This window comes from Exiguobacterium sp. s22 (assembly GCF_018617455.1).
Classification (GTDB): Bacteria; Bacillota; Bacilli; order Exiguobacteriales; family Exiguobacteriaceae; genus Exiguobacterium.
In genome coordinates this window covers 1-18,864 of sequence record NZ_JACSKD010000010.1, presented here as the reverse complement: position 1 = coordinate 18,864, position 18,864 = coordinate 1, and the positions used below count along the sequence as shown (strand labels likewise).

Annotated in this window: 20 protein-coding genes; 16 read left to right on the top strand and 4 right to left on the bottom strand. The window is 47.5% G+C overall.

From position 1 onward, the window contains the following. Window positions 1-95 precede the first annotated feature (95 nt). The 3 genes from KNO94_RS13545 to KNO94_RS13535 all read right to left on the bottom strand — a co-directional run bounded on the left by KNO94_RS13545 (window position 96) and on the right by KNO94_RS13535 (window position 4,209). Window positions 96-1,358: a hypothetical protein gene (locus KNO94_RS13545; protein WP_214780542.1), complete on the bottom strand. Its 1,263-nt coding sequence runs from the start codon at window positions 1,356-1,358 to the stop codon at window positions 96-98. Beyond that, the gene (locus KNO94_RS13540) at window positions 1,359-3,056 is read right to left on the bottom strand and encodes an AAA family ATPase (RefSeq protein WP_214780540.1); all 1,698 of its coding nucleotides are present in this window, start codon (window positions 3,054-3,056) and stop codon (window positions 1,359-1,361) included. It abuts the gene before it with no gap. A gap of 127 nt (window positions 3,057-3,183) precedes the next feature. Then, complete coding sequence (locus KNO94_RS13535; protein ID WP_214780538.1) at window positions 3,184-4,209, bottom strand: tyrosine-type recombinase/integrase; 1,026 nt, start codon at window positions 4,207-4,209, stop codon at window positions 3,184-3,186. A gap of 337 nt (window positions 4,210-4,546) precedes the next feature. Between KNO94_RS13535 and KNO94_RS13530 the strand changes: the two genes are divergently transcribed. Beyond that, window positions 4,547-5,158 (top strand): hypothetical protein, encoded by a 612-nt coding sequence (locus KNO94_RS13530; protein ID WP_214780536.1) that lies wholly within the window; start codon window positions 4,547-4,549, stop codon window positions 5,156-5,158. Window positions 5,159-5,197: 39 nt separating this feature from the next. Continuing rightward, window positions 5,198-5,350, top strand: a complete 153-nt coding sequence (locus KNO94_RS13525; protein ID WP_214780534.1) for a hypothetical protein — start codon at window positions 5,198-5,200, stop codon at window positions 5,348-5,350. 293 nt (window positions 5,351-5,643) lie between these two features. On the opposite strand, the gene KNO94_RS13520 is transcribed toward KNO94_RS13525, so the two are convergent. Beyond that, entirely contained in the window at window positions 5,644-5,835 is a 192-nt protein-coding gene (locus tag KNO94_RS13520; RefSeq protein ID WP_214780532.1) for a helix-turn-helix domain-containing protein, read from the bottom strand. A 368-nt stretch (window positions 5,836-6,203) separates the two neighbouring features. Here KNO94_RS13520 and KNO94_RS13515 point away from each other — a divergent pair, with 368 nt between their 5' ends. The 14 genes from KNO94_RS13515 to KNO94_RS13450 form a co-directional block, all read left to right on the top strand. Then, window positions 6,204-6,692, top strand: a complete 489-nt coding sequence (locus tag KNO94_RS13515; RefSeq protein WP_159563769.1) for a helix-turn-helix domain-containing protein — start codon at window positions 6,204-6,206, stop codon at window positions 6,690-6,692. A 289-nt stretch (window positions 6,693-6,981) separates the two neighbouring features. Next, a complete protein-coding gene (locus tag KNO94_RS13510; protein WP_034770586.1) occupies window positions 6,982-7,173 on the top strand; it encodes a hypothetical protein in 192 nt (63 codons plus the stop codon). 12 nt (window positions 7,174-7,185) lie between these two features. Continuing rightward, a complete protein-coding gene (locus KNO94_RS13505; protein ID WP_012390467.1) occupies window positions 7,186-7,410 on the top strand; it encodes a hypothetical protein in 225 nt (74 codons plus the stop codon). Window positions 7,411-7,476: 66 nt separating this feature from the next. Beyond that, window positions 7,477-8,577, top strand: coding sequence for a hypothetical protein (locus KNO94_RS13500; RefSeq protein ID WP_214780530.1), 1,101 nt, complete (start codon window positions 7,477-7,479; stop codon window positions 8,575-8,577). A gap of 143 nt (window positions 8,578-8,720) precedes the next feature. Next, window positions 8,721-10,955: a VirD4-like conjugal transfer protein, CD1115 family gene (locus tag KNO94_RS13495; RefSeq protein ID WP_214780528.1), complete on the top strand. Its 2,235-nt coding sequence runs from the start codon at window positions 8,721-8,723 to the stop codon at window positions 10,953-10,955. A gap of 16 nt (window positions 10,956-10,971) precedes the next feature. Beyond that, entirely contained in the window at window positions 10,972-11,214 is a 243-nt protein-coding gene (locus KNO94_RS13490; protein ID WP_012390470.1) for a hypothetical protein, read from the top strand. Window positions 11,215-11,230: 16 nt separating this feature from the next. Beyond that, window positions 11,231-11,638 (top strand): hypothetical protein, encoded by a 408-nt coding sequence (locus KNO94_RS13485; RefSeq protein ID WP_214780526.1) that lies wholly within the window; start codon window positions 11,231-11,233, stop codon window positions 11,636-11,638. A gap of 20 nt (window positions 11,639-11,658) precedes the next feature. Beyond that, complete coding sequence (locus KNO94_RS13480; RefSeq protein ID WP_214780524.1) at window positions 11,659-13,623, top strand: pLS20_p028 family conjugation system transmembrane protein; 1,965 nt, start codon at window positions 11,659-11,661, stop codon at window positions 13,621-13,623. A gap of 6 nt (window positions 13,624-13,629) precedes the next feature. Further along, window positions 13,630-13,929 (top strand): DUF5592 family protein, encoded by a 300-nt coding sequence (locus KNO94_RS13475; protein ID WP_214780522.1) that lies wholly within the window; start codon window positions 13,630-13,632, stop codon window positions 13,927-13,929. Window position 13,930: 1 nt separating this feature from the next. Then, a complete protein-coding gene (locus KNO94_RS13470; RefSeq protein ID WP_214780520.1) occupies window positions 13,931-14,563 on the top strand; it encodes a hypothetical protein in 633 nt (210 codons plus the stop codon). 5 nt (window positions 14,564-14,568) lie between these two features. Then, on the top strand, window positions 14,569-16,521 hold the full coding sequence (locus tag KNO94_RS13465) for a VirB4 family type IV secretion system protein (protein WP_214780518.1): 1,953 nt from the start codon (window positions 14,569-14,571) through the stop codon (window positions 16,519-16,521). After that, window positions 16,521-17,624, top strand: coding sequence for a lysozyme family protein (locus KNO94_RS13460; protein ID WP_214780517.1), 1,104 nt, complete (start codon window positions 16,521-16,523; stop codon window positions 17,622-17,624). The genes KNO94_RS13465 and KNO94_RS13460 overlap by 1 nt, the downstream gene beginning before the upstream one ends. A 30-nt stretch (window positions 17,625-17,654) precedes the next feature. Continuing rightward, window positions 17,655-18,233 (top strand): hypothetical protein, encoded by a 579-nt coding sequence (locus tag KNO94_RS13455; RefSeq protein ID WP_214780515.1) that lies wholly within the window; start codon window positions 17,655-17,657, stop codon window positions 18,231-18,233. Then, window positions 18,234-18,864: hypothetical protein (locus KNO94_RS13450; protein ID WP_214780513.1), on the top strand; the 631-nt coding region annotated here is incomplete at its 3' end.

The window sequence follows — 18,864 nt, the reverse complement described above, 5'->3', positions numbered from 1 at the left end:
ATAAGTTTCTCATATCGCCAGGTTGATTTAAAACATTGCTATTTGATACACACATTGCATCAATTTCATAAAAAATAAAAGTATATCTATGATGTTTAATATGCTACGGGTCGATACATACCCCACTCTCTAATTTTAATAGCTAGGACCTCGATATAAAATTGTTGGAAAATTAGTAAATTAGCAATCATGTTATCTAATGTTGATAGTTTCCCTTTAACTATATTTAAATGTTCAGCGGTTCTAGCATCATGTAATGTTGAAAGTCTGATCTCAATTTCACGAAGAGATTCTAACTTATCAGGAAGATTTTTATGAAAATCTCCTAAAGGATTATTAGATATTTTATCTATAATTATTTTATTGTTACTCTTTCTCTGTGAATTACTTAGTGATTTATAATTATTCAGTTCAATATAAAACTGCTCTTTTGTTCCATGAAAATGAGTGGAACTAGAGGGAATGGAATTTAATATCCCATCGATTTCAAGTATATAATCAAAATCAGTATGGAAATTTCGAAAACTTAGTCCTTCTTTAAAATCAAAATACCTTAAAAAATTGCCATGAACAGTATCAATTTCTGAGATTTTTTCAAGTTTGTCTAAAGTCTCATCATTGACATTATGACCTATAATTTTATAGACAGATGGCGAAAATAAATTTTCCTTTTCATGAAATTTTAAAGTTTCAATTTCGCTAATTGAAGATTCTTTATACTTCTTAAACGTATCAATTACGTTTGTGGCTGTTGTTCCTAACGAAGAAGAAGGAGTTTTTTGATCGCTATCAACTATAGTGAGTACTAAATGCTTATTTAAAATGTGTTCCTCCATCAAATCGAACGTATCATTACCACCTCCATGTACTCTTTCAAACTTAAATAGAACAGGAGTATCAGTTTTAAAATCATTTGCTAAAATCTCATAGAAACGTACATCACTTATATGTTCAGATACAAATCTAGTTTTTTGAAGCGTTTCTTGAGAGGCAAACAACGAAAGCGGACAGTTAAAAATATCATATACATAAGTAAATGGTCCTTTATTTATAGATGTTTCATTAGAAACACGAGTGAAAGGTTCTGTAGAAGCTTTAACAATAATTTTCGAATGGATTTTAGAAGTATAGCCACTATGACTAAAAGAATTATGAAAACATTGAGTAAATACATCTTTAGCGAGTGGAGAAAGAACCTCAATCTCTCTGATAAAATCTAGAGTTCTAGGATTTCCCGTTATAAAGTGGTGTTCGTCTCTAAAACTTTCTGCAATTCTTTCTAAGGCAAGTAAATCTAACGAATCAATTTTTTGATTATTAAGATAGTTTTTCAAATCATTGTCTAAGTAAATTAACATTTAAACCTCCGGATAAAAAAAGCCCAAAGGCCAATTTTGTAGTACACCATCTTCATTATATTGTACCGGTGTAATTTCAGAAGAAGAATTAACAATGCCGTTAAAAAGTAACAAATTAACCATTTCAGGTGAAATCTTTTCATTATAAATCAATTGGCCAACTCTATTTATAATGGTTTCGCTATGTGTCTCGATAATAATATTTAGTTTGGATCCATGCGCTTCTAATTCATTGTTGACTACAGTAATGCAATTTACAAATACATCGGTTAATTTTGCTTGTAACGCTGGATGCAAATGGAGTTCTGGTTGTTCGATAACTATAGTACTCGTTTTCAATCTCGCTCTAAATGGATTTTGTTGTGATTTAGAATCATTTTCAGACCGCCACAAAAGCAGTATAATCGGAAGAATTTGAGAAAATCCAAATCCTGTATCAGTTAAGTTCATACTGCTTTTATCATTAAATGAAATAGTTAAGCTAATGTGTCCGAATTTTTCCTTTGTTTGAATATAAAATCCAAATCGGTTTAAAGTCCATTTTTTAAAAGCTTGTTTTTCACTTTTTGATAGATAGTTCAATGAAATTGGGATATTTTCACCCCTAGGGTCAATTTCATTAATAGCTAATCCTTGTGTTCGATAATATCTTTGTGCACTGGCTCTTACTGGAGCAATATAATGGACTTGAGTAAAGAATTGACTTAAGTAATAATTAATATACTGAAGCAATTGACTAATATACGATCCGAAAATTAATTGGTATACTTCATCATATTCAATATCAGTAGCAGCATTTAAAAATAGTACGATTTCATTGCTATAATTTTCATTCTTATTATTGATTTGTACATCTTGGCCTTCGAAATCTTCATCGTATATGTCTCTATAAAATCTTGAATGATTTTGAATCTCTTCTCCGATTCTTTTTGTTAAATTTCTAGAGTAACTAGCAACTTCACTTAAATGATTTCTTTGGATTTCATCCATAAATATCTTTAAATCTCTTCGCAACTTAGATTTATATTTAAGATCTGAGAATGGCGATTTTGATAAGATATAATCGTAAATTTTTTGTATGAAAATTGACTCTAAATTTGGGGTTTTCATTGAAATTTCACTATCCTCTAGTTTGTCTTCGGACTGAAGTACAAAATGAGGCAAAAATTCGTAGTATTTAAAAGAATCGTTAGATAGATTAGTTATATTGTTGCTTATTAACTTATCATCCAGTGAAAAAGCATATATATTTTTTTGGGGATTTAAACGTTTGAATAGTATTCTTTTTCCGTGTAACACTATTTCTATTTTATCAAAATGTTTGTTTTCTAATTTCACATTTAATTTAACTAAGTCTTTTTCAGTACTTTCATTAGATAAACTACCATCAAGAGAATATTGATCCCAAACTTCGTCTATATAAAAGTTAAAACAAAATTCCATAAATTTTTCATCTTTAGATTTAGCTAAATCTGAATTTAAACTTTCATCAAAACTCCCAAAATCAACACTATTTTTGTCATACCATAGTATTGGTTCGTTCGTGGTGGTAGAAAAGGATTGTTTCATTAATGGGAAAAATCTTAGAAAGGTACTTTTTCCCGAACTATTTTTCCCGACTAATATCGTAAGTGGTTTGATATCTATTTGCCCTGTATCTTTTAAGCTTCTTAAGTTTTTTATTTGAATGCTTTTCAAATTGGACACTTCCTCAGACGTTTTTTTATACATATTTAATATATCTAGAAATATATTACCTCAACAGAAAAACAAAGTGTATAAATTCTTGAAATTGGAATTTTGCCCCCTTATTTAAGAAGTATAATCATTTAAATGGAATCAAGTTGCTTGAAATATAAGAAACACTATTAATGTTTTGAAGATAACCATTTGTAGTGTTAATCGATTCATGGCCGACTAACTGCATGACCCCGATCAAGGAATTTCCGTTCGCCAGGAGCTTTGTGATGTAGGCCCGGCGGAACCAGTGGGGTGGGGTCTTCTCTTCATTCGCAACATGGTCGACCGCCTGATGGGTCATCAAGCGCAGGGCTTCATATGTGATGGCCTTGTTGGCTTTTTTCGTGCTGAAGGCGATAAAAGGGGACGAGACCTCCTCAATCATCATCAATGTCTGCAGCCGATTTACGAGGTGTATCGCCTTCTCGGTGAGCGGAATACGACGCCACTTGTCGCGTTTCCCCATCACCTCGAGATAAGATGTTTGCTGATTACGCTTCACGTCAGTGAACTTTATTGACAACAGTTCTGTCGCCCGCATACCCGTCGTCAATAACAAATACCCGATCGTCTCGTTTCGGAGCTCCATGAGCTCCTTTTTTTGTGCCCGCTTGACGGTATGGCGGAACGACTCGGCAATCCGCTCAATCTCGTCGAAGTCGACCTCACGCCGGAGAAATTCAGGGCGCTGCTGGTTCTTCACGTGGAAGGCCAGATTATGTAGATGGTACTGGTTGACGTGGAGATAGGTTAAGAGACGCTTTAACATGTGGTTCTTCCGTTGTGCCGTGCGTGCGGCATAATGTTCGTTAACCTCGAATAGGTAGCGATGAATGTCGAGCACGGTCAGATGTTTTAACCCGTCTGTTTTTGTCATCACAAAATTAATGATGAATTCGAGGTCCAATTTATATGCGCGTCGCGTGTGCGGGCTCTTGTCCGCATAGATTGGGAACAGTTCTGTCGCCCAGAACAATTCGATAATTTCGATGTCGGTCAACGCTTTTAGATCGATATGGTCTCTCCTTAATGCCTCAGCCAATTTTGGATTCGCACCGGTCAGTTCTCGCAATGCTACCTCGAACGCCTGCTGCTTTTTCTCAAGCTCCATGCTTCTCCCTCTTTTCACTCTAATTTTCACATTACTTATCCAAACTCTCTAAAATATATAACGTAAATGAGTAATACATACGTATTAAATCTTTAAATACTTCTGTATAGGGTTTATATTTCTGAATAAATAAGTATTACGATTTTTGATTAATTTTCAATTAAATAATCTAACTTGTGATAATCCTATATTATCACAAGTTAATTAAAATGAAGTGAATTATAATATTAATAACAATCGTGATCGGAAAAATTGAGTTATAATTGAGGAAAATTATTAAGTAAGGAGACATAATTGGAAAATGAAAAATATGTAGCTTTAAGTTAAAATATGAGGGGTGTTTAAAACGCTTAGACAGTTTTTTAATTGGATTTTTTTTAATAGGTATGAGAATAATGCGAAAATATGTTGTAGTAACCAATTGCGGGAACATAATAGTGATTATGTGATTGAGTCAATAGACGCTATTTTAGATACTGCGAAAAAAGTTTACGATGAGGAAATTATTAGGTTTAATCAAATTGAAAGTAAGACAAATATAGCTATGGCTTTTTCTGGTGTTTTATTAGGGGTTATTATTACTTACTACACTTCTAATGGGATTAGAGGATTAGACAATAATTTTCTAGATATGAGCTTTGGCATTCTAAAATTACTTAATATATTTTTTATTTTTAGAGCAATATACTTTCTAAACCAGTCTATGAAATCCAATACTTATAGCCAATTTCCTTTAGATACAATTATCAATTACGAATATTTTAAAAAGCATGAGGATGTGTTAAAAATAGAATTGGCCGCGACTTATAATCGAGCAATCAAAGATAATCAGGCGCTACTTATAAAAAAAGTAAAGCAATATGATGATGGTAATCGTTCAACATCTCTTGGATTTTCAGTTTTTATTGTAATATTTATATTGGAGATGATCGTAAAAAGCTATATTTAATAGGTTCGTAGTGATAAAAAATGTAGAGGAGACTTTCCATTGAATAAACATATTAAAGGTTCACAAGAACCATCTTTAACTGGCTTACCACCTACTAAAGTGAATAAAGGTGTAAATAACGACGGGAAAACTTCTAATCCATCCAGTAATATTTCAAACCCTAGGCCAATTGATTTAAAAAAAGGGAAATGAAGATAAAGCACTGATTATAACTTAATCGAATCTGTGTTTTAAAAGGTTAATTTTTTATAAATCCTTATGAGCAACCATACTTTTTGTTTCTTGAACAATGTATGATTTTAGTTCGTATTCTTTAACCGCTTGACTCATAAAGGCGTATTGACTGTTTAATTAATATATTGGTTTTCAGTTTCTTGGGACTATAATGTAGTTAAATACCTATAGTAAATGACCCACGTGAAAATAAACTCCTTAATGTGGGTCGTTTACTGGCGTTATGCTTCAGATATATCGAATTAAGTGTTCTAACTAAATCGCTTATTATCAAAGAATTCGTTTAATCCTATATCTAATCCTATGCAAAACTTTTGTATTGTACTCACTTTTGGATGTTTTGTCCTACCGCTCATCAGCTCTGAAATCGTAGCTTGATTCAATCCACCCTTTTGAATCACTTGATGGATCGTCATGTTGCGCTCTGCTGCGAGCTCTTTCATTCGTTCGATGATTGCCTCGTTCAATTCCACTTGCTCACCCCACAATCGTAGTACTCTCTATTCGTTATTCTTGAAAAGACCTTCTATTCCTCTACCCTACCACAATCTCTTGATATCAAAATACTTGTCATTATTTTCTATCATCAAAGCGTTATTTTTTTTACAGTTGTGCTACAAAACCAAAAATATTGAGTTACTGTTGCTCTTCATCCCTTGTGTAGAGTGGATTCGACAAGAACCGTCAATTGTAAAATTTCTGACATATCAGAAAACTGATGTTCTTTATAGCTTAATCCTGCTATATTGGAACCAACAAAAGGAAACATCTGTTTGGTCGCCGCTCTGGTTTAACAGAAAGGGGAAGGCTTATGTATCGATTCGGGGAGTGGTTGAAGGAGAACCGCCGGCTCTCGGGCTGGTCACAGGTCGAACTATCAGAGAAGACATTCGGGGAGATCTCACAGCCCGCCATCAGTCAGTATGAACAGAACCGTTCGGTGCCGTCGATCGCGGACATCGATCATCTGGCCCGCGCGTTCGGGCACACGCTCGCGACGGTCCCGTGGGACGCCATCGACTTCGGATACGGGGCGAAACGTTCCGTCACCAAGCTCGAGCGGCGCCGTTTCGACCTGAAGGAATTGCCGCAGGCCGACTCGGTCCGAACGTTCGATGGGAAGACGTATGAACTGCACGGCTTCATCGGCATCGAGAAGGCGAGCGGCGAGGCGGTCCAGCTGACGCAGCTCTACTATCGGATTCGTACGGTCGTCTGTGACGCCCACGTGCTCGCCAAACGCAAGAACCCGGATGACGAGCTCATCCACGTCAAGAAGCGAAAGAGAGTCCGCCAGTAACCGACATCGACGCAGCAGCACATCCTTAAGGATGGTCTCCTCCAATCACATATCGGCGTGTCCCTCACCAGTGACCGGGTGGGCGGGATTTACGCACAGATGGTTCGGCGAGAGTCGCCTAAAACTCGCCACAAGGTCACCGCATCGTTCAGGGTCATCGAAAAACCCTGTACAGCTCCTTAGATTCATGAGGAGCAGAGTTCGTGGGGGAACGGCTAGAAACCCACCGCACCGAATCTGACTGTCCTTAATGATGTGCTGCTGCACATCACGAAATCAAGGGAAGGAAGTGTGTACCGTGGCATCAAAAGAGCAGAAACAGAACCGTAGCTTCGCCGAGAAACTCTTACGCATCCGTGGCAAGGACTATGAGGAGTGGCTCGACGAACAGCATCAACAGGTCATCCAGGACAATCAGGAACTCATTTTGGAGGCGCTCGAGGCGAAGCTCAGCTTCAAGTCGCCGGCGCACCAGGACTAGGGAGGGAACGACATGGGACTCAATGAGACAGGACTCAGCTTGCTTCAGTTCTTTCAAGGACTTGCCGTCATCGCCGCAGCCATCGCTTTCGCGATCGGGGGCTTCTACTTCATCTTCGGCGGGGATCGCGGCCGCTCGAAGGCCGTCGGTTGGCTCGTTGGGGGCGCCGTCGGCCTGATCATTGTCATGGGCGCGTTCACGCTCGCCGAGATGGTCGACCAGAACATCAAATTCTAATGCAGACGCATACAGCGTTCCAATCGGAAGGCTTTTTTTGTTGCTTGAAACGAGAGGAGGAACGAGATGCTGTTTGTACGATTCACCGACGTGCCGGACACACGGATCCAGAACTATGAACGGCTCCCCTTCGCCGAGGCGGTCGTCGCGACCCATGATCTGCACCAGGCACTCAGCGAAGAAGGGACGAGCTGTTCCGGTGACTTCCGGCTCTTCGATCAAAAAGATGAGTTGCTCTATCGGGGGACGTTCACGTTCGGAGCCGAAGGAACCTATCCGAACCTGTACCATCAGGTCAAGGACCGGGTACTACGGATCCGGACAAAGAAGGAAGATAACGCAAAAAAACTATGGCTCCTCGACGAGATCGAGACCGAGACACCGGATGACTATAAGCGCCAGTCCGTTAAACCAATCACAACCGTCTCATCAACCTTTCAGTCACGGCTGACCCGACTGCAGCGCCGCCTCATCTACGGGGCGGCCGCGGCTGGAATTCTCTTCACATCGTTGTTCACTGCGACGCAATGGTTCATCGACAAGGAGGCACACGCTGAACAGGTAACCGGTGGCGAAAAGGTGTGGCTCGATGCTTACGAACAAGCGCTCCAAGGTGAGGAATCTTCGCTCATCGATTTACTGGAACGGAAAGACCGGTCCGAGGAAGAGGATACCCTATTGGTCGACCTCTATTTGGCAGAAGGCGCAGACCAGAAGGCGCTCGAGCTCACGGATGACCCCATCCTGATCGAGACGAAGCTAGCCGGGCTCGATCTATCCGATAAGGAGAAACTGGAACGGCTCCGGGACTTCCAAGCATCACATCCGACCGATGAGGGCGCGTTCGATATCGCCGCACTGGAGCCGGATCATGAGACCGTGGCCAAGATGGATGACGTCGAATGGACCTCTCACCGTCTCTCCGCGAAAGTGACCGCCTATCTTTACCTCGGGGACATCGAGGCTGCGAACGATTGGGCGTCCAAGACGAACGACCCTAACGTACCAGAAAAAATCGACGCGTACCAAGACATTACGGCCACGATCGACGGACTGAACGAGAAACTGAAGAAAACTTCTAGCAAGGACAGCTCGGCTCGTGAGAAGATTCAAAGCGCTATCGCTGCTGAAGAAATTGACTTGCAAACAATTCTTTATTCAGATTAAGGTAGGTGAAATAATTGAGAACTCAGTCTCTATCACCACGATTTCGGATACGTCTGATCTTCCCCGCCCTGTTCTGCCTGTTGGTGTTGCCGGTCGGGATTTTTTATCTGCTGAACGGGGTCTACAACATCATTCGACAAATCATGACCCCAATTCTAAAAGAAGGGCTTTTGGTCGGGGCGACGATTCCGACACTCTCCCCCTCCTTGTTCTTGGAGGTGGGTCTTCCCTCTTCGACCGTCTTAATTGGACTGATGGCATTCAGTCTGTTCATCGGACTTGTCGTGTTCGGCAAGGTATGGCTGAACTTCCGGGATCTGCGAAAGAATCAAAAAGGGAGCGCCCGCTTCACCTCATTCGATGAACTGAAGCAACAGTACCGCCGCGTCCCGGACCGGAAAAAGCGGTATGACGGATTGGGCGGTGTCCCCGTCGGACGGGTCAAAAACGAGTTGTTCATCGATGACTCGCCCGTCAACAACTTGGTCATCGGGACAACCCGGTCCGGGAAGGGCGAGACGTTCGTCTTCTCGACGATCGACCTGTACAGCCGTGCGCGGGATCAGGCGAGCCTGATCATCAACGACCCGAAAGGCGAGCTCTTCGCCGCCTCGAAAAAGACGCTCGAGCAACGCGGCTATCAGGTCGAGGTGCTGAACCTGATGAACCCGCTCCAGTCGATGTCGTACAACCTGTTACAGCTGACGATCGACGCATTCCTCGAGGAGAACTACTCGCTCGCCCAACAGTATGCGCGCTCGGTCGCCTTCATGTTGTACCATGACCCGAAGGCACGTGACCCGTTCTGGGCCAACTCGTCAATCGACCTGTGTACGGCGCTCATCCTCGGGCTCTGTGAGGAGGCGAAGGACACACCGGAGAAGATCAACATGTATAACGTGGCTCTGATGCTCTCGGATTTGGGCTCAAGGACGGTCGTGACGCGGCAGGGGCAGGAAATCTCAGCGCTTGACGAGTTCTTTCAGCGCTTTCCAGAGAATCACCCGGCCCGGCTCCAATTTGCGACGCTCCACTTCTCTGGTGGCCAGACACGAGCGAGTATCCTGGCCAACACGAATGCGAAGCTCGGGATCTTCACCTTGAACGGGACCGGGAAGCTGACGTCGATGAACTCGCTCGACATGCGACGCATCGGATTCAACCGTTGGATCAGTGGACGGAGCGAGGCTTTGACACGGCTCACGTTCAAGTTCCCCGACGGGACGACCCATGCGCTCACGACCGATGACGACGGCAGCTTCATCGTGTACCATACGTCGCCACTCCAAACCGGAGACGTCGTTCAAATCTTGACCGACTCAATCACTTCGACGGTCCAGTTGGAAGCACACGACTCGGGAAGCGGACGGTTCCACTACGCAATCGACGGGACAATCCAGATTCGCGAGGTGATGCACCAAATGCGCCCCGTGGCGGTGTTCCTCATCGTCCCGGACTATGACCCGACATTCAATGTCATCGCGTCACTCTATATCAAACAGGTATACACGGCGCTCGCCCGCGTCGCCTCGCAGACGAAACAAGGTAAATGCGAGCGTCAGGTCGTCTTCCTTCTCGATGAGTTCGGCAACATGCCGCCAATCGAGGGCATGGCCAACATCATCACGGTCTGTCTCGGCCGGAACATGCGCTTCAATCTCGTCATCCAGGCCTACTCTCAACTCGAGAACCTGTACGGGGAGGACTGGAAGACGATCGACGGCAACTGTGGAAACACGCACTATCTGTTGACCGCAGACGAGTCGACCGCCGAACTGATTTCGAAGAAGCTCGGTGAGGCGACCATCGTCACGAAATCCCGGTCCGGACAGACGTTCTCGCTCAAGAAATCGAAGACGGAGAACGTGGACGGCCGTCGGCTCATGACGGCGACCGAAGTCATGGGGTTAAAAGAAGGTGAGATGCTTATCATCCGTGTCATCAAGCGTCAGGACACGAAGAAGCGACGCATCCAGTCGTATCCAATCTTCCTGAGCGGCAAGACAGCGATGAAGTACCGCTACGAATACCTGGCGGACAACTTCGACACGGACCGTTCCCTGCATGATATCGACATCCCCTGTCGTCACGCCGGTCTCGACTTCGAACAGATCCGCGTCCGTTTCGCGAAGAAAGAAGACGAGACGGACGCGAACACGCCATCGAATCAGGAAGACAAGTCCTTGACGGTACGTGACGTGCTGCAGGACAGCATCCTCCGCTCGATGTTCGAGGGCTATGACATCGGCGGAATGTCCCTCTCCGAGTTCGAGACGAACCTGAACTTAGGAGTTTACGACGTCACCGACAGCCAGAAGAGCTTTCTGAGCACGATGATCGCGAAGCGACTCGAGAAACTGAAGCAAGGCACACCGTAGAGAGGAGGCCGAACCCATGGCCGAGAGTGCGAGAGAGAAGCGAATCCAGAACGAATTGCGTGTCGTCGCGAGGATCATCGAGACGCAACGCGTCCGCCTCGAACGGGGCGACGTGCTCAATATCCAAACGACCGATGGCTTTCTGACCGTCTATCAGGACGACACCTCAGACACCCCGAAAACTGTTACACTAATAGATAAGTTCGACTTCCGCGTCAACCTAAAAGTCGCGGATCTATTGAAGGGGAAAATCGTCTGACGGAGGGGTAAACGTTATGAGGAAAATCTTGATTGGTGTCCTATTTGGAAGTTCGTTACTTTTAGCATCGTGTGGTGCCGAAAGTTCGAATTATCTTTCTACGACTTCTGTTGAAGAAATTGCAGATATTAAAACTGAGCAAGAAAGTGCATACGTTCTTGTAGACAGCGATAGTCAAGGTAATGAAGGGGTTTACGTTGATACTGTGCGAGAAGTCGCCACGGAAAAAAAGAAAGACGTTCTCTTATTCAATCCGTTTCAGCCTAATGGGGAAGATCTTGAGGAACGTTCTACCCAAGAACATCCTGAACTTAAAGGTGGCAGATTGTACGAGATAACTGATGGTGAAATCAGCCGTGAATTAAATGTATCTGCCCTGACAGAAGATGAATTAAAGGATCAAGTTACTAACTTCATTAAATAGCCTCTGAATGGAGGGATTCTATGGGTGATAACGAAGTTGTAAATAAGCTACAAGAGTTCACTGATATCCTTAGTCTCAGTACACTGGTACTGGATGCCCTCCGCTCAATGGGTTGGATTTTAATACGTGGCTTAGCAGTATTGATTGATGGACTTGAAAAAGTGACTGACAGCATACTACTAACTAAAACATTTTTTAATAACTCTCAAGTGGTTGAATTCGTTTCTACGATTCAACCTTTTTTGTACGTTCTTTTAGCTGCTAGCTTCCTATTCACGGGTTATCTCATCATTTTTCAAAAGAAATTTGATCGAGAAGGATTTTTAATCAATCTGTTTATCACGTTACTCATTCTCGGACTATTATCTCCAACGATGACGCAAGTAAGTGAGTTCAGTGATACCGCGATTGATTTCACAGCTCAAAACTCTGACGAAAACTCTTCCAGTGAATCGATATCAAATCAGATTTTACGAGAAAACATTCATGATTTGATTGAATATGACCGAAACGATTTTTCTGGTTTGGAAAGTGCGGCTTTAAACTCCTTACCACAAAGTCATTTACGAAATATTGATATCAACGAGGTATTCGATAGTAATGAGTTTCGCTTGGGAAGTACTGGCGAACAAATCTCTCAGTCCAAACTAACCTGGAATGGTGAAACGATGGGAAGCTCAAAACTCGACCAAAGTGGTGTCGAGTGGAACAACCAGTATTACTACCGCTATCAGCCGAACTGGTTGACCATCTTCGTGACACTCGGGATCATGGGCTTCACGTTGTTCTCGATCGCCTACAAACTGGCGCGCCTGTCGTTCGAGCTCGCCTTTAACTATGTCTTGGTGATCCTCGTCGCACCGACCGATCTTCACAGTGGTCAAAAGACGAAGAAGGTCATCCAAAGCATTTTGAACACGTTCCTTGTGATTATTCTGATTTTCGTCTCCATCAAGCTGTACACGATCGGGACCGCCTATCTCGCAGAGACGTTGGACGGTTTCGCCTATCTGATCGCCCTCATTGCCTTCTCGGTCGCATTGATCGACGGACCGAACATGGTCGAGCGGCTGTTCGGGATTGATGCCGGGCTCAAGCGGGGATGGGGTGTCGCGCTCGGCGCCTATGCCGCCGGGAAAGGTGTGACCTCGGCAGGTGCCCACGCGGTCTCAAAGGTCGCGCGTGCCGCACAGGGCGCACCAAAGATGCCCTCACTCCATGAGGCCGCGACGACGCGGATGGATTCAAATGCCATGCCGAATAACGGTTCAACACTTAGTGCAGCGGACCAAGCTTCACAACGGATGGACGCCGAGAGACACATTGATCCAGACAATGTCGCTCAGGAGAACCAAACCGCAAGTAGCACGCAGACCGACAAAGAGAAACCGACAAATCCGAAGGACGTTGCGCAACCAATCAATAGTCAAGAGTCAGAACTTGAAGCGCAAGGCTCTCCATCCGTGAACGAAGCGGCGGGCCGCCAGTCTCCCGAATCGATTCATGCGACGAACTCTGAATCAAATGCCGAACGTGGACCCGACAATCCAACCACGTCATCGGAGACACCAAGACCGGAATCGATTCGCGATCATTCAAGCTCTGTTCATTCTCCAATCCCGGCTTCGTCGACTCTCGAATCGGTCACCGGGTCCACCGATACTACATCCGGACCAGGCCATCGGCACGATGAATCAGTAGACAGAAATGACGTGACGACACCGACATCTCATGAGGTACCACCTTCAGGCGACTCATCTTCGTCTTCGTCCTCTACGACGGATTCGAATGATGCGTCAACAGAGAAACGCCAAGGCCGCGCCCGACGGACCATCCATCAGGACACCGTGCTCGACGTCGAGACCGAGGTCATCGAACAGGTACGTGAGAATCAGACGCATCGTCATAGCCGGCACCAGGAAGAGACGCGACGGATCTACCCGACCTCGCCACCGCGTCCTGACAATATTGAGAAGAAGGAGTGATGATCCATGCGCAACTATCGGATCCCGAATGAGGTCACGACCGAACTGAAGATTAATAAGATGCTCTATCTGCAGGACTTCCTGTTCCTCGTCGGGCTCATCGTGCTCCGGCTCGTGACGCTCCCGTTCATCCCGTCGGTGCTGCACATCCCGTTCACGGTCTTCCTCGCAGTCTTCGGGCTGTTCTTGGTGCTGCGGCCGGCGACTAATCCGCAAAAACGGATGGTCCACGCCCTCTATTACGCGCTCATCAAACGGAAAGACACCTATCTCGCACTCGACGCGCACACGAAAGGACGTGATTGAGATGGCTTTTATCGAGGAGTCGCTACAAGAGCCGAGACGCACAGGCACCTGGCTCGACGAACAGGATGTGGTCGAGAAACGGAAGGTCAAAGACAAGATCGTCGTCAAACCGACGGTCGCCGAACTGATGCCGGTCGTCGACATCACCGGTACGGAGGCGTTCGAGATGCGCGACGGGACCTATCTCGACATGGTCCAGCTCACCTCAAAGGACATCTATTCTTTAAATGAAGAGGAAAAAGACCATGATGTGTTCTCGCTCGCCTATCTTCTGCAGGCGTACACGCATCCGCTTAAGGTTGTGCCGCTGAACACACCGCTCAGTCTCGAACGGCAGAAAATCAGCATCGAACGACAGATTCGACAAAATCAGACACCGGCCTACCTGCCCTTCTTGTTGAAGAAGAAGCAGGAGCTTGAATACCTCGAGGAGCATCGCACCAATCGCGATTATCTCCTCTTTTTTTATGCCGATGACGAGCGTACGCTCCGGGAGCGGAAGACGCATCTCTATAAACTGCTCCGCCGCTCGAACCCGATGCGCGAGCTGACGCTCGACCAGAAAGTCCATGTGCTCTATCAATTGAACAACCCGAACACGAAACCGCAACTCGACGCCTCAAGAAAGGAGTGACGCACATGTGGCAGCGCCTGCGTGACCGAATATCCAAACAACAGGAACCGGAGACCGTCAAGATCGAGAAAGGCTATAACCCCGACGTCATCGCCAAGATCCAGCCGCAGGGTGGCATCAAGTTCGACGCCAACTTCGTCCGGCTCGGGGACGGCTATCTCTCGTGCCTCCATGTCTACAAATATCAGTCACTCGTCTACGACTACTGGCTCGAACCAATCCTGAACATGCCGGGTGTTTTGACGACGCTCGACATCGGGACGGCCGACAAGCGTGAAATCATCCAGACCATCAACAAGTCGATGGCCGAACAGAACACACGCTTCGAGAATGCGAAGGACAACATCGACCGCATCGACGCTAGGGAGACATATAAGGAGCTGAACGAGCTCTATGAACAGATCACCCAGGGCGAGACGATGAAATATCTGCATCTGCGCCTCTATGTGAAGGCGAAGACGCTCGACGCGCTCGAGGTAAAAGTGCAGGAAGTGATGGAAGAGCTCGAGGCCCGGAATTTCCGCTCGACGATCTTCCTGAACGAACAGGAATGGGAATGGCAGAGCCTGTTCACGAGCTATGATCAACAACAAAAGCTCCCAAACCGGCGCCGTGGGAAAGAGATTCCTTCCCTCTCTATCGCCGGCGGCTACCCGTTCCACTTCACGTCGCTTCAGGACGCGACCGGCACGTATTACGGGACGACCGACACGAACGGTAGCGTCATCTTCGACCTGTTCCATAAGGACAAACAGCGCAAGTTCTACAACGCGCTCATGATCGGCAAGATGGGGTCCGGCAAGTCGACGCTCCTCAAAAAGACGGTGCTCGACCAGGCGATCAAGGGCAACAAGATCCGCATCCTCGACGTCACGGGCGAGTTCTCCGACCTCGTGCGTCAGCTTGGCGGGAAAGAGATCGCGCTCGACGGGTCGGCCGGGCTCATCAATCCGCTCCATGTCTATAAGACCGTGACGAATAACGACGGCAGTGCCAACGAGGCGCTCTCGTTCATGCAACATCTGTCGAAGATGGCCGTGTTCTATCACTACATCAACCCGGCGGCAACGCAGGAAGAAACGAACGAGTTCGAGATTCTGCTCCGGGACTTGTACGTTCGGCACGGGCTCTGGGACGAACAGGGCGAACTGCCGATCACGACGCATCCGGCGAACCGGTACCCGACGTTCTCCGACTTCTTAAACCTCGTGCGTCGCGAGCTCTACACGGACGACACACGCACCTCGATCAAAGAAGCGATCAGTCCGAACCGGGTACGGCGTCTTGAGAACATCGAGCTCGCGGTCACGAACCTCGTCCACAACTATGGCAACATCTTCGACGGGCACTCTTCCATCGACCGATTCGACGAGGAGCTCATCGTGTCGTTCCCGCTCCGGAACCTGACGAGCCTACGGGACGAGGTGTTCCAGGCGCAGGTGTTCTCGTTGATGAACATGCTGTGGGACGGGATGATCGCCAACGGCTCGAGTCAACTGAAAGCCTACAACCAGGGCGTTCTCCGGACCGAGGAGGCATGCAAGTACCTCATCGTCATCGACGAGGCGCACCACTTGATCAACACGCGCGATATCGCACAGCCGGCCATCCTGTATCTGCAACGCTGCATGCGCGAGGCACGCAAATACTTCGGCGGCATCTTCTTCGTGTCGCATCTGATCACCGACTTCGTGCCGGCCGGGTCGAAGTCCGAGAACGCCGAGAACGTCAAGTCGCTCTTCCAATTGACGCAGTACAAGATCATCGGCGAACAGGACGCGGAAAGCATCCCGATCATCCAGACGGTATTTGATGGCCAACTCTCGAATTCCGAAATGCGGATCATCCCCTCGCTCGAGACGGGGCGTGTCGTCCTCAGCATTTCCGGCGTGCAGAACCTCATCTTTGACGTCGATGTCGCACCCGAAGAACTCGTCTTGTTCGGTGGGGGTGCCTGATGTGGGCGGCCACGAAACGGACGGCCCGCTTCGCCGTCACAGCGAAATGGCAGCTCGCGACGCTCAAGTGGCGGCTCATCCTGCTCGGCATCGCGGCACTCGTGTTGTACCTGGTCATCCTCGTCGTCGGAATCCTCGACACGCTCACAGGTGTCCAGAACGAACAACCGACCGACACGTTCAATACCGCAGGAGGTCTACAGGTAAGCGACCAGGTGCTCCAATATCGGGGCTTGGTCGAATCGGAACTGTCGAAGTACGGGCTGGCCGAACAGACGAACCTCGTACTCGCGCTCATGATGCAGGAGAGCGGCGGACGCGGGAACGACCCGATGCAGGCGAGCGAATCGAAGTGTGGACGCATCGGATGCATCACCTCCCCCGAGGAGAGCATCGTCTACGGCGTCGAACATTTCGCCGCCGTCTTCGAACGGGCGAACCGTGACGTGCAGCTCACGCTACAGAGTTACAACTTCGGAGGCGGCTTTATTGACTATGTGCAACAGAACGGAGGACGGTACTCGAAAGAGCTCGCCATCTCGTTCTCCCAAATGATGTACCAACGCGTGAAACACACCGGCATCTACCGCTGTCATCGTCCGAGCGCGGTCCAGTACGGTGCCTGTTATGGGGACATCGAATACGTCGACTCGGTGTTGAAATACCTCGCGCCGATCGCCGTCGCCGACGGGGTCATCACGAAAGAACTGTTGTCGGGGTTACGTTCCCCGCTCGCCATCCCGCTCAACGTGACATCGCGTTTCGGGTGGCGCGTCGTCTTCGGACAATGGGACAACCACACCGGGATCGACTTCAGTTGCACCCCGTCCGACACGATCCACGCGGTCAAGAGCGGCACCGTCATCTATAGTGGGAACCGTGGCCCGTACGGCAATCTCGTCCAAGTCCGGCACGACAACTACATCACGGCGTACGCGCACCTGAGTCGTCTCGGCGTCCAAACGGGGCAACAAATCGACGCCGGGCAGGCGCTCGGGTACTGTGGCACGACCGGCCGCTCTAGTGGGAACCATCTTCATTTCGAGATCAAGACGAGCGAATGGTCCGGTCATATCGACCCCGCCCCGGTCTTCGGATTTTGAGTCATGGATGTATGGAAAGGAGGAGGAAGAATGAACTTCACCGCACGTCACCTCGCGTATCTGTTCGGGGTACTGCTCCTCATTTCACTCGCGGCGAACGCCTTTTTCTATCAACAAGCGACGGCTGTCACGAGTATTTCAGACCCTAGTGAGACGAAAAATGAGAGCGTCACTTCCCTTGAATCGGCAACCTCCGAGGATACGTCAGCGGACACCGAACAAGTCGTCGCTTCAAAGGAGACGGAACGAATGGAGGAGCTGACGACACGCGCGACGCGCTTCGTCGAGTACGCCTTCACCATCACGAAGGACAGTTACACGACCCAGAAACGACAGGCGAAGGACGTCACGTCGGAGGAACTCGCGGCCACGCTCTTCGCCGCTGACGGCAGTGACGTCGGCACGTTCGAGACGACCGTCCGCAACATCGAGGTGTTCCCTTCTGTCTCCGGAGAAGATTGCCTCGTCCGGTTCGAACAGCACCTGTGGATCACCGAGACGGGTTATGAAGAGACGACGCAAGAACTGTTGGCCCTGACGTTCGAGTCCATCGACGGACGTTTAGTCGTCACCGAGACGAAAGACCTGAAACCGGAAGGAGGGATCTAGATGCGAACGAAAACGCAACGACGCCTCACCCAGAACGTCTCCCGCCTCTACCTCGGACTCGGTGTATTCTTTGTCATCGGCTTCCTCTTCTTCGGCATCTCGTCGTTCTTCTTTGCCGAGGAGGCACCGGTCAATGAGACACCGATCAACGAGGCGATCCAGCTTTCGAATGGGGAAATCGTGACGCTCCACGCGTCTAGTTACGATACGGAGACGAAGACAATGCGCATCCGACTCTCGCTCGATGAGACACCAGGTAACACAAACGATCATCTCTTCCGCTATGTCTATAAGGCACGTCCGGATTCCGAAAAGGAAGTCACGTTGCTGTATGAACGGAACGACCAATACGTACTCGAATTGAAGGACGTGCCGAACGACTTCGACCAACTCGCCGTCCGGATCTACGGATTGGATGAGTCACAATCAATCGACGCTCTCACACCCGAGGAACGGGAGAACAGTCTTTTGACATCCCTCTATGCCGACCGTCGGACCATCGAACAGGCAAACCACAGTTCATCTGATGAGACATCTTTCACGAGACTATTCGTCGAGGACGAGATCACGGAGACAGAGCAACAATTAGAAAAAGCGCAACAATCAGTCGAAGCGCAGCGACAACAAATCA

Coding starts and splice junctions, on each gene's coding strand:
- KNO94_RS13545 (WP_214780542.1), bottom strand. CDS start 1,358: ATGTTAATTTACTTAGACAATGATTTGAAAAACTATCTTAATAATCAA.
- KNO94_RS13535 (WP_214780538.1), bottom strand. CDS start 4,209: ATGGAGCTTGAGAAAAAGCAGCAGGCGTTCGAGGTAGCATTGCGAGAA.
- KNO94_RS13520 (WP_214780532.1), bottom strand. CDS start 5,835: ATGAAAGAGCTCGCAGCAGAGCGCAACATGACGATCCATCAAGTGATT.
- KNO94_RS13515 (WP_159563769.1), top strand. CDS start 6,204: ATGTATCGATTCGGGGAGTGGTTGAAGGAGAACCGCCGGCTCTCGGGC.
- KNO94_RS13505 (WP_012390467.1), top strand. CDS start 7,186: ATGGGACTCAATGAGACAGGACTCAGCTTGCTTCAGTTCTTTCAAGGA.
- KNO94_RS13500 (WP_214780530.1), top strand. CDS start 7,477: ATGCTGTTTGTACGATTCACCGACGTGCCGGACACACGGATCCAGAAC.
- KNO94_RS13495 (WP_214780528.1), top strand. CDS start 8,721: ATGACCCCAATTCTAAAAGAAGGGCTTTTGGTCGGGGCGACGATTCCG.
- KNO94_RS13490 (WP_012390470.1), top strand. CDS start 10,972: ATGGCCGAGAGTGCGAGAGAGAAGCGAATCCAGAACGAATTGCGTGTC.
- KNO94_RS13485 (WP_214780526.1), top strand. CDS start 11,231: ATGAGGAAAATCTTGATTGGTGTCCTATTTGGAAGTTCGTTACTTTTA.
- KNO94_RS13480 (WP_214780524.1), top strand. CDS start 11,659: ATGGGTGATAACGAAGTTGTAAATAAGCTACAAGAGTTCACTGATATC.
- KNO94_RS13475 (WP_214780522.1), top strand. CDS start 13,630: ATGCGCAACTATCGGATCCCGAATGAGGTCACGACCGAACTGAAGATT.
- KNO94_RS13470 (WP_214780520.1), top strand. CDS start 13,931: ATGGCTTTTATCGAGGAGTCGCTACAAGAGCCGAGACGCACAGGCACC.
- KNO94_RS13465 (WP_214780518.1), top strand. CDS start 14,569: ATGTGGCAGCGCCTGCGTGACCGAATATCCAAACAACAGGAACCGGAG.
- KNO94_RS13460 (WP_214780517.1), top strand. CDS start 16,521: ATGTGGGCGGCCACGAAACGGACGGCCCGCTTCGCCGTCACAGCGAAA.
- KNO94_RS13455 (WP_214780515.1), top strand. CDS start 17,655: ATGAACTTCACCGCACGTCACCTCGCGTATCTGTTCGGGGTACTGCTC.